At 39.6% G+C, this 15,609-nt stretch carries 13 protein-coding genes; 5 read left to right on the top strand and 8 right to left on the bottom strand.

Going from position 1 to position 15,609, the window contains the following annotated elements; translation table 11 throughout:
* Positions 1-3: 3 nt before the first annotated feature.
* From ribH to queA, 8 genes are all read right to left on the bottom strand, one after another.
* Positions 4-474 (bottom strand): 6,7-dimethyl-8-ribityllumazine synthase, encoded by a 471-nt coding sequence (ribH, locus tag GTH24_RS03405; RefSeq protein WP_036932916.1) that lies wholly within the window; start codon positions 472-474, stop codon positions 4-6.
* 212 nt (positions 475-686) lie between these two features.
* Positions 687-1,841: a bifunctional diaminohydroxyphosphoribosylaminopyrimidine deaminase/5-amino-6-(5-phosphoribosylamino)uracil reductase RibD gene (gene ribD / locus GTH24_RS03400; RefSeq protein ID WP_206535554.1), complete on the bottom strand. Its 1,155-nt coding sequence runs from the start codon at positions 1,839-1,841 to the stop codon at positions 687-689.
* A gap of 62 nt (positions 1,842-1,903) precedes the next feature.
* Complete coding sequence (gene nrdR, locus GTH24_RS03395; RefSeq protein WP_006535128.1) at positions 1,904-2,353, bottom strand: transcriptional regulator NrdR; 450 nt, start codon at positions 2,351-2,353, stop codon at positions 1,904-1,906.
* 116 nt (positions 2,354-2,469) lie between these two features.
* The gene (secF, locus tag GTH24_RS03390) at positions 2,470-3,438 is read right to left on the bottom strand and encodes a protein translocase subunit SecF (protein WP_072069410.1); all 969 of its coding nucleotides are present in this window, start codon (positions 3,436-3,438) and stop codon (positions 2,470-2,472) included.
* 10 nt (positions 3,439-3,448) lie between these two features.
* The gene (secD, locus tag GTH24_RS03385; RefSeq protein ID WP_115350476.1) at positions 3,449-5,296 is read right to left on the bottom strand and encodes a protein translocase subunit SecD; all 1,848 of its coding nucleotides are present in this window, start codon (positions 5,294-5,296) and stop codon (positions 3,449-3,451) included.
* A gap of 32 nt (positions 5,297-5,328) precedes the next feature.
* Positions 5,329-5,664 carry a preprotein translocase subunit YajC gene (gene yajC / locus GTH24_RS03380; RefSeq protein ID WP_006535133.1) on the bottom strand — a complete coding sequence of 112 codons (336 nt, stop codon included), beginning with the start codon at positions 5,662-5,664 and terminating at the stop codon, positions 5,329-5,331.
* An 85-nt stretch (positions 5,665-5,749) separates the two neighbouring features.
* Complete coding sequence (tgt, locus tag GTH24_RS03375) at positions 5,750-6,892, bottom strand: tRNA guanosine(34) transglycosylase Tgt (RefSeq protein ID WP_072069411.1); 1,143 nt, start codon at positions 6,890-6,892, stop codon at positions 5,750-5,752.
* A 189-nt stretch (positions 6,893-7,081) separates the two neighbouring features.
* Entirely contained in the window at positions 7,082-8,149 is a 1,068-nt protein-coding gene (gene queA / locus GTH24_RS03370; protein ID WP_072069412.1) for a tRNA preQ1(34) S-adenosylmethionine ribosyltransferase-isomerase QueA, read from the bottom strand.
* A 107-nt stretch (positions 8,150-8,256) separates the two neighbouring features.
* Between queA and GTH24_RS03365 the strand changes: the two genes are divergently transcribed.
* From GTH24_RS03365 to GTH24_RS03345, 5 genes are all read left to right on the top strand, one after another.
* Complete coding sequence (locus GTH24_RS03365) at positions 8,257-8,844, top strand: ACP phosphodiesterase (protein ID WP_164525949.1); 588 nt, start codon at positions 8,257-8,259, stop codon at positions 8,842-8,844.
* A gap of 706 nt (positions 8,845-9,550) precedes the next feature.
* The gene (locus GTH24_RS03360; RefSeq protein WP_072069413.1) at positions 9,551-10,153 is read left to right on the top strand and encodes a peroxiredoxin C; all 603 of its coding nucleotides are present in this window, start codon (positions 9,551-9,553) and stop codon (positions 10,151-10,153) included.
* A 299-nt stretch (positions 10,154-10,452) separates the two neighbouring features.
* Positions 10,453-12,213 (top strand): gamma-glutamyltransferase, encoded by a 1,761-nt coding sequence (gene ggt / locus GTH24_RS03355; protein ID WP_164525948.1) that lies wholly within the window; start codon positions 10,453-10,455, stop codon positions 12,211-12,213.
* Positions 12,214-12,820: 607 nt separating this feature from the next.
* The gene (locus GTH24_RS03350) at positions 12,821-13,450 is read left to right on the top strand and encodes a ferredoxin-like protein (RefSeq protein WP_072069415.1); all 630 of its coding nucleotides are present in this window, start codon (positions 12,821-12,823) and stop codon (positions 13,448-13,450) included.
* 53 nt (positions 13,451-13,503) lie between these two features.
* Positions 13,504-15,606, top strand: a complete 2,103-nt coding sequence (locus tag GTH24_RS03345) for an aldehyde ferredoxin oxidoreductase (RefSeq protein WP_072069416.1) — start codon at positions 13,504-13,506, stop codon at positions 15,604-15,606.
* Positions 15,607-15,609 lie beyond the last annotated feature (3 nt).

The following is a 15,609-nucleotide window of genomic DNA, read 5'->3' as shown; positions in this document are numbered from 1 at the left end:
TGATTAGCCTTTTATGGCTTTAAGTACATTGATCATTTCAAGTGCTGTCATTGCAGCTTCAGCACCTTTGTTGCCCGCTTTGGTTCCAGCGCGTTCAATAGCCTGCTCAATATTTTCAGTGGTTAAAACACCAAAGGTCACAGGGATCTCACTTTGCATTGCAACTTGAGATAAACCAGAGCTACATTCGCCAGCAACGTATTCAAAATGTGCGGTTCCACCACGGATAACAGTACCTAATGCGATAACTGCATCATATTTGTCGCTTTCAGCTAAAGCTTTAACTGTTAACGGTAGCTCGTAAGCACCAGGAACCCAAACGACGGTAATATTTTCAGAGGAAACTTGTCCAATACGTTCTAATGCATCAACAGCACCTTCTAATAAGCTGTCGTTGATGAAATTATTAAAACGGGCAATTGCAATTGCTACGCGTGCGTTTGGCGCCGCGACAACACCTTTGATTACGTTCATAGGTTACCTTTTTCTCCTATCCGCGGGGCGCGGATTTTATCATATTCTTTCCCTTACTGCGCTCTGTTTTATTATCACACAGCAAAGGAGCCAAAAACCCTTGATAAATCAAGGCATTTAGTTGGCTGATAACGATGTCGTAACGACAGGAAATAACACACACGGCGCTATTTTACTACAAATAGCGCCGTAGACACACTTATTTGCGTCTATTAATAACGAGGTTTTAAACAAACTCTGATATCAGAACCAATCTGTTGAAGAGAATCTACTGTAAATTCAGGTGCTTCAGATAATGATGAAAGGGGAGACAGTGCAAATAAACCTCGAGCATCATTCCCTAAAATTTTAGGTGCGATATAAATAATAAGTTCATCAACAAGTCCGGCTTCCAATAAGGCTCCTGCAAAATGCGCCCCACTTTCAACCCATACACTATTAATATTACGTCGCCCTAATTGCATCATTAGCAACACTAAATCTACGCCACTATTTTTACCATTCGTTGGTAATAAGATTTCTGACACTTCACCTTGCCATTCATTTGACTGTGATTTCGTGCGTGCTAACCAGCATTCGCCTTCAATTTGTGTGATTTTATGATTTTCAGTAACCCGATTTTGGCTATCAGTGACAATACGAATAGGTTGGCGTAGTGTTTCTTTAGGATAAATAGCTTTAATTTCATCTGAAAGCTCATCCCAACGCACATTCATGGAAGGATCATCTGCTAATACTGTCTCACTAGTAGTTAAAATAGCACTTGCTTGGGCTCTGAAATTTTGTACGTCTCGACGGGATGCTTTAGAGGTTATCCATTGGCTTTCGCCTGATGCTAATGCTGTTTTACCATCTAAAGAAGCTGCTAATTTTAGTTGGATGTATGGAAAGCCAGTTCTCATACGTTTAAAAAAGCCAATGTTGAGTTTCTCGGCTTCTTGCATTAATACACCATGTGAAACATCGATACCCGCAGATAATAATTTGTGTAATCCTCGTCCGGCGACTTGAGGATTAGGATCTTGCATAGCAGCAACAACACGTTTTACCCCTGCATTAATCAAAGCATCAGCGCAAGGTGGTGTTTTACCGAAATGGCTACAAGGCTCAAGCGTAACATAAGCTGTCGCCCCTTTTGCTTTATCACCTGCCATTTTCAACGCATTAACTTCTGCATGTGGGCCACCAGCATGATGATGATAACCTTCGCCAACAATGTCGCCTTCTTTAACAATCACACAGCCTACATTCGGATTAGGAGATGTTGTAAAGCGACCTAGTGCGGCAAGCTCAATAGCTCGACGCATGTAGTATTCATCGTTCAGGCTTTCATTTTCGTATTGGTTGTCACTGTTGTTATTTGTCATAATTATTACGTTTAATTTTATTATTTATCGTTATTTTTCAAATCATTAAATAAAGCACAGTATTAATCCTGTAATTTTGCGATTTCTTCACCAAAATCACGGATATCCTCAAAACTACGATAAACAGAAGCAAAGCGAATATAAGCCACTTTATCGAGTTTCTTTAGTTGTTCCATTACAAAATTGCCAATTTCTTTTGAAGGTATTTCCCTTTCACCAGTTGCTCTTAATTGTGATTTGATATGGCTAATCGCAGCTTCGACATCATCCGAACTAACAGGACGCTTTTCTAATGCTTTAAGCATACCTCGACGAAGTTTTTCTTCATCAAAAGGCTCTCGTATTTCATCACTTTTCACAACACGAGGCATCACTAACTCTGCTACTTCAAAGGTAGTAAAACGTTCATGACAAACAAGACATTGGCGACGACGGCGCACTTGTGAACCATCACCAACAAGTCTGGAATCAATTACCTTGGTATCTACGGCTCCACAAAATGGGCAATGCATAGTTATTCCTACTTTTGATAATACTCATAAACAGTGTACCTGTTCAGTGAACAAAAAACACCCTGTCAGTATACACTGGCAGGGTGTTTGCAATGTTTTATCAGAAAAACGCTCTACTATGGTAAGAGTGTTGTCTGATCTGCACCCTCTTTTTCCACTTTTTGTACAATCAAGTGTTCACGTTTCATTCCCATTTTCAGTGCTAATGCAGAAGCCACATAAATAGAAGAAATAGTACCGATAGAAACACCGATTAACATAACTAAAGAGAAGCCTTGAAGCATTGAACCACCAAAGATATACAGCATTAATACAACCAATAATGTTGTTGCTGATGTCATAATGGTACGGCTTAATGTCTGTGTCAGAGAAACGTTCATAATTTCATATGAAGTCCCTCGACGAATTTTACGGAAATTCTCACGAATACGGTCTGATACAACGATACTATCGTTCAGTGAGTAACCGATAACAGACATCAATGATGCCACAATGGTTAAGTCAACCTCTATGTGGAACAGTGAAAGCACACCCAGCGTAATAACCACGTCATGCGCAAGTGCAATAACCGCACCTAACGCCAAACGCCATTCAAAACGGAATCCAACATAGATAAGAATACAGATAAGTGCTGATAATAACGCCATTGCACCTGTTTGAGCCAATTCACTACCCACACTTGGCCCAACAAATTCAATACGTTTTACCACTGCGTCGTTATCAACTTTAGCATTGATAACATCAATAACTTTCTTACCTAATTCTTGGCCTGCCTGTCCTTCAACAGGAGGCATACGCACCATAATATCGCGACTGCTACCAAAGTTTTGTAACAGAGGATCTTTGAAGCCTGCAGCATCTAAGCTATCACGCATTTTATCAAGGTCGGCTGGTTGACTGAGATTGATCTCAATTACCGTTCCCCCAGTAAAATCCAATCCCCAGTTAAATCCTTTCACGGAAATGATAGCAATTGACGCTACCAAAAGCAGAAACGAAATACTAAAGGCGACGTTGTCCCAACGCATAAAGTCAATGACTCTACGACCATGGTTTAATTGTTCAACAGTATAATCCTGTGCCACAACGTGCTCCTTAAATAGACAGTTTCTTAACGCGTTTACCACCATACAGCAGGTTTACAATCGCACGTGTACCGACGATAGCGGTAAACATGGAGGTTGCAACCCCGATAGCGGTGGTGATAGCAAAGCCTTTAATTGAGCCGGTACCGACTGCATAAAGGATCACCGCTGTGATCAGTGTGGTTAAGTTCGCATCAATAATACTGGAGAAGGCGCCTTTATAACCTTCATGGATTGCTTGTTGTACTGATCGACCATTACGTAACTCTTCTTTGATACGTTCGTTTATCAGTACGTTGGCATCGACGGCGACAGCAAGTGTTAATACGATACCCGCAATACCCGGCATGGTGAGTGTTGCGCCCGGTAATAGTGACATTACCCCAACAATTAACACTAGGTTTGCCATTAATGCCGTACTCGCAATCACACCAAATTTACGATAATAAATTATCATAAAGGCAACTGACGCAATTAGACCCCATAAACACGCTTCTAAACCTTGGGTAATATTTTGCAGACCCAAAGTTGGTCCAATCGTTCTTTCTTCAACGATTTGAATAGGTGCAATCAACGCACCAGCACGTAATAACAGTGATAACTGACGTGCTTCATTCGCATTCGAAATACCTGTAATACGGAAGCTATTCCCTAAACGACTTTGAATGTTCGCAACGTTGATAACTTCTTCGCTTTTCACCAATACTGCGCGATCATTCTCATCACGTTTACCGCTGTCTTTATACTCTACGAAAAGAGTAGCCATCGGCTTACCGACATTATCTTTCGTAAAGTTAGACATGATAGAACCACCGGCGCTATCAAGTGAAATATTCACTTGAGGTTGACCATATTCATCAGCCTGAGAGGTTGAGTCAGTAATGTGGTCACCCGTTAGAATAACGCGTTTATAAAGAATGGTTGGCATACCATCACGGGTGTATTTCACTTCTGAATCACCTGGAATACGGCCAGTTTCTAAAGCAGAAGGATCAACGCTGGTATTCACTAAACGGAATTCTAATGTTGCTGTTGCACCTAAAATTTCTTTAGCACGTGCGGTATCTTGGATACCCGGTAATTCAACAACAATTCGGTCAGCGCCTTGACGTTGAACTAATGGCTCAGCGACTCCTAACTGGTTAACACGATTACGTAAGATAGTAATATTTTGCTGTACCGCATAAGTACGCGCATCACGTAAACGTTCATCAGTAAAAATAGCTCTTAATGAGTTATTAGCACCATCTCTAAAAATGAGATCTTGGTTACGACGAGTCAGGTAATCTGAAGCTTTAGAGCGGTCATCCGAGTTACGAAAACGGATTTCAACACCATAGTTATCCGTTTTACGGATAGAAGAATACGGAATGCCTTCGTCGCGTAATAATGTACGCAGACTTTCAACATTTTGTTCTTGAAGTTTACCTAGCGCAGTTTCCATATCAACTTCCATTAGGAAGTGAACACCACCACGTAAGTCTAACCCTAGTTTCATCGGTTCACCGCCAATGGCTTCTAGCCACTTTGGTGTTGCCGGTGCAAGGTTAAGCGCAACAATGAACTGGTCGCCTAATGCAGGCAACAACACTTCACGAGCGCGTAATTGAATGTCAGGGTTACCGAAACGAGCCAAGATTGCACCATTTTCAAGTGCAATAGATTTCGCTTCAATGTTTTCTTTATCTAATAAAGATCGAACTTGATCCAGTGTTTGCTCATTGGCGGCGGTTCCCCGCGCGCCAGTGATTTGAACAGCCGGATCCTCACCATATAGGTTAGGAAGTGCGTAAAGCAGACCGATGAGGATAGCGGCTATCAACATCAGGTACTTCCACAAAGGATAACGGTTTAGCACGGCAGTTCCCTTTTCCCTTTGGGGAAATGTAATTAAATAGCTTTCATTGTGCCTTTAGGTAATACAGCGGCAACAAAGTCACGTTTGATAGTTACTTCAGTTGTTTCATTCAGAGCAACAACGATATAGCCGTTATCTGAAACCTTAACAACACGACCGATTAAACCACCCGTTGTTAAAACTTCATCACCTTTACCGATAGAATCCATCAGTTTACGATGTTCTTTAGTACGTTTTTGCTGTGGACGTAGGATCATAAAATAGAAAATCAGAATAAAGATCACTAACATCGGTAAAATAGACATAAAGCTAGCTTCAGGTGCTGCTTGTCCAGCAGAAGCAACAGCATCAGAAATGAAAAAACTCATTCACTTTTCCTCATTGTTGTCGATATCGACGATATTCAAGTTATAAGCCCAATATCATACACAGAATTGGGCTTTCTCGTATACATTAATCACACTTACTCGCACTGCCGTTTAGCGGTGGTACGGGTTTTCCAATACGTTCGTAGAATTCGTGTACAAACTCTTCAAAACGCGAGTCTTCAATAGACTGACGAATTTCAGCCATCAAACGCTGATAATAACGCAAATTGTGGATAGTGTTCAGCCTTGCGCCTAAAATTTCGTTACAACGATCAAGATGATGCAAATAGGCTCGACTATAATTTTTACAGGTATAGCAGTCACAATGTTCATCTAATGTTGATGTATCTGAACGATGTTTTGCATTACGAATTTTAATCACACCATCAGTGACAAACAGATGACCATTTCGTGCATTTCGTGTAGGCATAACGCAGTCAAACATATCAATACCGCGACGCACACCTTCAACTAAATCTTCTGGTTTACCAACACCCATTAAATAACGCGGTTTATTCGCAGGAATTTGAGGGCAAACATGCTCTAAAATACGATGCATATCTTCTTTAGGTTCACCGACTGCAAGGCCGCCGACAGCGTAACCGTCAAATCCGATTTCGACTAGCCCTTTTACGGAGATATCACGTAAATCTTCGTAAACACCGCCTTGAATAATACCGAATAATGAATTTTTGTTATTGAGTTCATCAAAGCGTTCACGACTACGTTTGGCCCAACGTAATGACATTTCCATTGAATTTTTTGCATAATCCCAATCTGAAGGGTAAGGCGTACATTCATCAAAAATCATCACAATGTCAGAACCCAAATCGTATTGGATTTCCATTGATTTTTCTGGGCTTAAGAAAATCTTTTCGCCGTTAATTGGGTTACGAAAGTGAACACCTTCTTCTTTAATTTTACGCATTGCGCCTAAACTAAAGACTTGGAAACCACCTGAATCCGTTAAGATAGGGCCTTGCCATTGCATAAAATCATGTAAATCACCATGTAATTTCATGATTTCTTGACCTGGGCGTAACCATAAGTGGAAGGTATTACCTAAAAGAATTTGTGCACCTGTCGCTTTTACTTCTTCAGGCGTCATTCCTTTTACAGTACCGTAAGTACCCACGGGCATAAATGCAGGTGTTTCAACAATACCACGTTCAAAAATAAGGCGACCACGACGAGCATTACCGTCGGTTTTATCTAGTTCGTATTTCACTCATCCTCCAAGCATCAGAAAAACAGTCCAATGCGTAATAAAAAACAGCACATTCTAATCATTTGTTAGACGGCTGTATATGTTACTTCAACAAAAACCCATGCTTAGTCGAAGGGATTAAGCCATAAAATTGAAATAACACTTCATAAAATGAAGAAAATCGTTAAAAAGAATAATAAATCTTTATTCTTATCCGACTTTTTCATTGATAGCTAAAGGATTATGCGTAATAAACATCGCATCACCATAACTGAAAAAACGATACTCTTGCTCAACAGCTTCTTTATAGGCATTCATGGTATTTTTATACCCAGCAAAAGCAGAAACCAGCATGATTAATGTTGATTCTGGTAAATGGAAATTAGTAATCAACGCATCAATAACTTGGTATTGGTAACCTGGATAAATAAAGATTTGAGTATCATCAAAGAAAGGAGCAATTAACGCATCGTTTGTTGCTTTTGCTGCGCTTTCTAATGAGCGAACAGAAGTTGTACCTACAGCAATCACACGATTACCGCGTGCTTTACACGCTAATACAGCATCAACCACGTCTTGTGGTACTTCTGCGTATTCAGAATGCATTGTGTGTTCTTCAATATTATCAACACGTACAGGTTGGAAAGTTCCTGCGCCAACATGCAGTGTCACAAATGCCATCTCAACGCCTTTTTCTTTTAAGGCTTGAAGTAATGGTTCATCGAAGTGTAACCCCGCAGTAGGAGCCGCGACAGCACCTGGACGCTCGTTATAAACTGTTTGATAAAGCTCTTTATCTGATTCTTCATCAGGACGATCAATATAAGGAGGTAAAGGCATATGCCCAATGCTATTTAGGATGGTGAGAATATCTCTTTCATCATCAAAGCGAATTTCAAAAAGCGTATCATGACGCGCAACCATAGTTGCTTGTACACTTTCATCTTCACCTAACACAAGAGCAGCGCCTTCTTTCGGCGATTTAGAGGCTCTAACATGGGCAAGTACACGATGCTCATCGAGCATACGCTCAACTAGCACTTCGATTTTACCGCCAGACGCTTTACGTCCATAAATACGCGCAGGGATCACGCGAGTATTGTTAAAAACCAGCAGATCACCGGCATTTATTTTATCTAACACATCGGTAAAAATACCGTGTGATAAAGCACCAGTCTTACCGTCTAAAGAGAGCAAACGACAACCACTGCGTTGAGGTTGTGGGTAGTGAGCAATCAAGGCTTCTGGCAATTCAAATGTAAAGTCTGATACACGCATAATTAAACGACTACTTTCATAAAAAACAGGCGGACTAGTCTAGTGCTGCCTGCTTATCAGTGCAACAAAGAAGCCCTTTTTTATTCAAAAAGCGCTATGATGATGCAATGAATTATCTCGCTCACTTACATCTGGCCTTTAGAGCAAAAAGCTCTCTATTAGGTAATATGATGGCAGATTACGTCAAAGGCACGCCTAGCTCTGATTACAGCCAAGCTGTTATTGAGGGCATTCGTATGCATAGACGCATCGATATGCTCACTGACACTCACCCGTTAGTTAAACAAGCGCGTCTGTTATTTCCTGCTGAATATCGTCGAGTCGCCCCTATAACCTTAGATGTCTTTTGGGATCATTTTCTCTCCTTAAATTGGTCTCAATTCGAACCAGACATGCCTTTAACTGATTTTGTCACTAAAACACGAAACATTATTGAGCCAGATTTATGGCAAACACCTGAAAAATTTCAAGAACTCAACGAATATTTATGGTCACAATCTTGGTTAATTCGTTACGCTGATAAAACGTACATTGCTCAAACATTGAAAGGAATGGCAAGAAGAAGACCACGGTTAAGTGCACTAGCCGGTTCTTATATTGCACTTGAAACCCATTATGATGAATTAAGTGAGATTTTCTGGCAATTTTATCCACAATTGCTAGAAAGAGCACAGCATCATCAACTGGATAACTGATACATTTAACCGCTATATTGAATTTCATCTTTTTGTCACATCGTAGGATTACATTTGATATATCAAAGAGATGCTAAGTCAATTTATCATATTATTCGTAACGATTTGTTAACAAGCATAGTATTCATTTTCAAAGTTGATTAGAATGAATGGTTATACAAGGAGTCATAAATAATCCTACTTTGTTGTATTAAGTTAATAGCTATAATCTATCAAATAGATTGTTCTGTTTGACTTTATCGATAGCGATTGATTATTTATGCTATAAGCATCATCTAAAAACAGAGTATGCACTCTGAATTTATTCTAAATAGTTCGAGGTATAGCTAGGCGACAAGTGAATGAGTCGCTAGGAGCATACAAAAGTATGTGACTAGTGCGAATGAACGCAGTCAACAACGCTACAACTTGAAATATGACGAGATTCTTACTCTAAATAGTTCGAGGTGTAGCTAGGCGACAAGTGAATGAGTCGCTAGGAGCATAAAAAAGTATGTGACTAGTGCGAATGAACGCAGTCAACAACGCTACAACTTGAAATATGACGAGATTCTTACTCTAAATAGTTCGAGGTGTAGCTAGGCGACAAGTGAATGAGTCGCTAGGAGCATACAATAGTATGTGACTAGTGCGAATGAACGCAGTCAACAACGCTACAACTTGAAATATGACGAATATAAACTCTTTCAATTTACAGGAGTACATTATGGTTCTGGTTACTCGCAAAGCCCCTGATTTCACAGCTGCTGCCGTTTTAGGTAATGGCGAAATTGTTAACGATTTCAACCTGCATTCATTTATCAAAGGCAAACCTGCCGTTATTTTCTTCTGGCCAATGGATTTTACTTTTGTTTGCCCTTCAGAGCTGATTGCATTTGATCACCGTTTTGAAGAGTTCAAAAAACGCGGTGTTGAAATCATCGGTGTTTCTATGGACTCAGAATTCGTTCATAACGCATGGCGTAAAACCCCTATTGATGACGGTGGTATTGGTGAAGTTAAATATCCAATGGTTGCTGATATCAAACACGACATCATCAAAGCTTACGGCATCGAACACCCAGAAGCGGGCGTTGCATTACGTGGTTCATTCCTGATCGACAAAGAAGGTGTTGTTCGCCATCAAGTCGTTAACGATCTGCCATTAGGTCGTAATATCGATGAAATGATCCGTATGGTTGACGCACTGCAATTCCACGAAGAACACGGCGAAGTTTGCCCTGCTCAGTGGGAAAAAGGTCAAGAAGGTATGGGCGCATCTCCAGACGGCGTTGCTAAATATCTAAAAGCAAACTCTGGCAAGCTGTAATATTTCAGTAAGCTAATATCTTTCTAAAAGCCTGTGAAAACAGGCTTTTTTATTGTATCGCCACATTTATCTATTATTAGATTATCTCCTTATTGCTATTATTAATTATCCATAATCTTATTATTTTCCAGCTTAAAGAGAATTTTGTGATCATCACATCAAAAAAAATTCTCCTCAGCAATAACCTCTCTCTATACTTATTGTTACGCAATTGTTAATTAATATTAATAACAGCGTATACCACTCCTATTTTATTTGTCTTTATTCAAGATAACTCACTGTTATTAATGGAGATAATAATGATTATTATAAAAAGAACTCACCTGCTGTTACTCACTGCTCTTTTTTCATATTCACTTTATGCAGCCTATGAACCTGCTGTTGAAGCACAACATGGTATGGTTGTCTCTTCTCAACATTTAGCATCTCAAGTAGGGAATGATATTTTACAAAAAGGAGGGAATGCCATTGATGCAGCCGTTGCTGTTGGTTATGCGCAAGCTGTCGTAAATGCCTGCTGTGGTAACATTGGTGGCGGTGGTTTTATGACCATACACCTTGCTGATGGCACAAATACCTTTATCAATTTTAGGGAAACAGCACCTACAGCGGCTTCTAAAAATATGTATTTAGATAAAGAAGGTAATTTAATTAAAGACGCCAGTTTATACGGTTATCTTGCATCAGGTATACCAGGTACAGTTAAAGGACTTGATTCTGCGTTAGAAAAATACGGTACGCTATCTCGACAAGATGTTATGGCACCTGCCATTAAGCTTGCAAGAGAAGGCTATATTTTAACGCGTGCAGATACGGATGTATTAGAAACAACAACAGAGCGCTTTAAACAAGATCCTGAATCGGCAAAAATTTTCTTAAAACCAGATGGAACGCCATGGCAGCCGGGTGATCGTCTAATTCAAACTGACTTAGCCAATACACTTGAATTGATTGCAAACCAAGGTGCTGATGCATTTTATCAAGGTGAAATACCTAAAAAAGTTGAAGAAGCATCGAAACAACATAATGGTCTGCTAACTCAAGAAGATTTTGCTAACTTCACTATTACAGAAACCAAACCTATCACCTGTACTTATCGAGGTTATGAGTTTATTTCTGCACCACCTCCAAGTTCAGGAGGTGTCACTATTTGTCAAACGTTGAATATTTTAGAAGGTTACGATCTTAAATCGATGGGCTTTAACTCTGCTGAATATGTTCATACTCTGACAGAAGCAATGCGCCATGCATATATGGACAGAAACACGTTTCTTGGTGATCCTCAATTTATTAAAAATCCAACAGAAAAGTTATTAAGTAAAGCTTATGCCACCGAACTTCGACAACAAATTAAACCGAATAAAGCAACGCCATCAGAAAATGTACAACCCGGCATCGCTCCTCATGAAAGCCCTGAAACAACACACTATTCTGTGATGGATAAAGACGGCAATGCAGTTTCGACCACTTACACCATTAATGGTCGTTTTGGTGCCGTTGTTATTGCCCCTGGCACTGGCTTTTTCCTCAATAATGAGATGGATGATTTTACAACCAAAGTTGGTGAAAAAAACCTCTATGGTTTAGTACAAGGCGAACGCAATAGCATTGCGCCATTAAAACGCCCACTATCATCAATGAGCCCAACGATTGTGACTAAAGAAGGCAAACCTTTCCTTATTTTAGGATCACCGGGAGGTTCACGTATTATCTCGATCACCTTACAAACGGCACTTAATATCATTGAGTTTGGAATGCCACCACAAGAAGCGGTTAATAGCCCTCGTATCCACCATCAATGGTTACCGGATGAGGTTTATTATGAGCAGCGAGGATTATCAAAAGACACTTTAGAAAAGCTCTCTGCCATGGGATATAAAATGGTAGAACAAACCCCATGGGGAGCAGCTGAACTCATTATGGTTGGACTTCCCGGAGAAGAAGGTGTTATTCCTGCATCATCAGGTAATGATTCTGCTGTTTCTGGCGCAGTACGTGAAGGTTATCTTTATGGATCAAATGATGTTCGTCGCCCAGCAGGTAAAGCAGTGGGTTACTAATCACTAAACCACAGAATAATATTAATATAAGAAACCTTTTCTTGATTAGAAAAGGTTTCTTTTTTTATAAAAATGATCTAGTCATGGTTTTACAATTTATTCATATATCATTCTATTAATAATAATCAATATCAATTTTTGGTTAAATAAATAATTAACATCAAATATCAATTTATTATTAATGTAATAATATTAGATAGAATATAAGAGCAATCCACCTTTAATTCAATTTCAATAATAGAATATATATAAATGGTATTTATTCTCCTTCTTAATTACAGATAAAAATAATAATCATTTAATTAAATTAAATTAATAGCATGCGCTATTTTTATTTCTATGATAGCAGTCACAGTATTAATTTATTAATACCCACACTATCAAAGAGGATAATAAAAATACGCAAAAAGTGGAGATAACACATTGTAAACACAAATATTTAACATTTCATCACAATGTATTTTTATCATAAAAAGAGTTGAAATTTATAATATATCCCTTAACGACAGCGTTATTATATTTTTTATATAACGATAAGGCAAGCGGATAAATAATTTATCATCACAACTTATTTCTTATTAAATTAGTTAAGCGGAGATAAATATTAATGTCTGATACACATCATCGTCCAATATTAAACATTGGACTATCAAGACTAGAGTTTCTGCGAATATCCGGTAAAGGGCTTGCAGGGATCACTATAGCACCCGCATTGCTTTCTCTTTTAGGTTGTAAGCAAGAAGAAATAGACAGCGGCATCATTCAATTAACCACAACACCTAAAGGCGTTTTAGTCACTAATCGAGCACGCTGTACTGGCTGTCACCGTTGTGAAACAGCATGTACAACATGGAACGATGGAAGTGTTGGTTCTTTCTTCTCTCGAACAAAAATTCATCGCCATTTCTATTTTGGTGATAAAGGTATTGGCTCCGGTGGTGGACTTTATGGTGATTTAAACTTTACAACGGATACTTGTCGTCAATGTAAAGATCCAGAATGTATGAAGGTTTGTCCTGTAAAAGCTATCCGTTATCAAGAAGAGTTTGGCTGTATTGTCGTAGATACACGTCGCTGTATTGGTTGTGCAGCCTGTACAACGGCTTGCCCGTGGATGATGGCTACTGTCAATCCACAAACTAAAAAATCCGGCAAATGTAATTTATGTGGTGAATGTGCATCAGCGTGCCCAACAGGTGCGTTGCAAATCATTGAATGGAAAGAAATTACTGTTTAATAAAATCCATACAATCACATCACTGAACCACATTTAGATTAGGAAGCAATATTATGATTAACGGCTGGACTGGAAATATTCTAAGAATCAATTTAACTACCGGTGCCATCACTCGTGAAAGCTCAAGTAAATTTAAATCCTTAATTGGTGGTATGGGCTTTGGTTATAAAATTATGTATGACGAAGTGGGTCCTGGAGTTAAACCTTTTGATGAAGAAAACAAAGTTGTCTTCGCTGTAGGTCCTTTAACTGGATCAGGTGCACCTTGTAGCTCTCGTGTCAATATCACCTCTCTTTCCACTTTTACTCGTGGCAATCTCGTTGTTGATGCTCATATGGGCGGTTTTTTTGCAGCATGGATGAAATTTGCAGGCTATGACTCTCTGATTATTGAAGGTAAATCAGATAAGCCTGTTTGGATCCATATTGATGATGACCAAGTATCTATTGAAGATGCCTCTTTCTTATGGGGTAAAGGCGTTCGCCAAACCACAGAAGAGTTATGTGCTCAAACAAGCCCTGAAGCTTGTGTTGCAACCATTGGCCCCGCAGGTGAAAACCTTGTACCTTTATCTGGCATCATTAATAGCCGTAACCACAGTGGTGGTGCTGGTGTTGGTGCCGTATTAGGTTCTAAAAAATTAAAAGCTATTGTGGTGGAAGGTAGCCGTGGCGTTAACGTTGCTGATCGTAAAGCATTAAAAGAGCTTAACGACTACATGATGACACAATTAATTGGCTCTAATAACAACCACGTTGTACCAAGCACACCACAATCTTGGGCGGAATATTCTCACCCAGGATCTCGTTGGACTGCGCGTAAAGGCCTTTATTGGGGAGCAGCTGAAGGCGGCCCAATTGAAACAGGTGAAATTCCTCCTGGTGATATCAATACTGTCGGTTTCAGAACCATGAAGTCCACCTTTGACTTAGGCCCTGAAGCAGAAGAATACACTGTGAAAATGGGAGGATGTCACTCTTGCCCTATCCGCTGTATGGCACAACTCAACGTTCCACAAGCGAAAAAATTTGGTGTGCCACAAACCGGTGGTAATACTTGTGTTGCTAACTTTGTTCACACAACTATTTTCCCTAATGGCCCTAAAGATGTAGAGAAAAAAGGCGATGGTAACGTTGTTGGTAACTTAGTGGGTCTGAATATTTTTGATGATATGGGTTTATGGTGTAACTACGGCCAACTTCATCGGGACTTCACTTATTGTTACACCCACGGTGTCTTTAAACGCGTTCTTTCTGAAGAGGAATATAATGATATTCCTTGGGATAAACTGGAAGAAGGTAATCCCGAATTTATCAAGGATTTCTATTATCGCTTAGCGCACCGTAAAGGTGAATTTAGTCACCTAGCTGATGGCTCTTACCTAATTGCACAACGCTGGAACTTAGGTGAGGAGTATTGGGCGAACAAGAAAAATAAACTCTGGTCACCAATGGGCTTCCCTATTCACCACGCCAATGAAGCCTCTGCCCAAGTTGGTTCTATCGTTAACTGTATGTTTAACCGCGATGCGATGACACATACCCATATCAACTATATCGGCAGTGGTTTACCTCTGAAACTGCAAAAAGAGATTGCTGGTGAGCTATTTGGTTCTGGTGATGCCTTTGATGAAACCAAAAATTACACACCAATCAATAAAGCAAAAATTGCTTACACCAAATGGACAATTTTACGTAGTTGCTTACACGATGCAGTCACTTTATGTAACTGGGTTTGGCCAATGACGGTTTCACCTCATAAAAGCCGTAATTATCGTGGCGACTTAGAAATGGAAGCTAAATTCTTTACCGCTATTACAGGTGAACCAACAACCTCTAAAGATCTAGATTTAGCCTCAGAGCGTATCTTCACTTTACACCGTGCTTATACCGTTAAATTAATGAATACCATGGATATGCGTAACGAACATGACCAAATTTGCTCATGGGTATTCGATAAAGATCCTGATATTCCTGTCTTTACTGAAGGTACAGACAAAATGGACAGAGAAGATATGCAGCTTTCTCTCACCATGTTCTATGAAGAAATGGGCTGGGATCCACAGTTAGGTTGCCCAACAAAAGAAACGTTGGTGCGCCTTGGATTGCAAGATATTGCTGACGATTTAGCGTCTCGTGGTTTATTACCAAGTTAATCG

The sequence above is a fragment of the Proteus vulgaris genome, from assembly GCF_011045815.1.
GTDB lineage: Bacteria > Pseudomonadota > Gammaproteobacteria > Enterobacterales > Enterobacteriaceae > Proteus > Proteus vulgaris_B.
The sequence above is the reverse complement of the archived record's forward strand: the minus strand, read 5'-3'. Positions and strand labels throughout refer to the sequence as shown.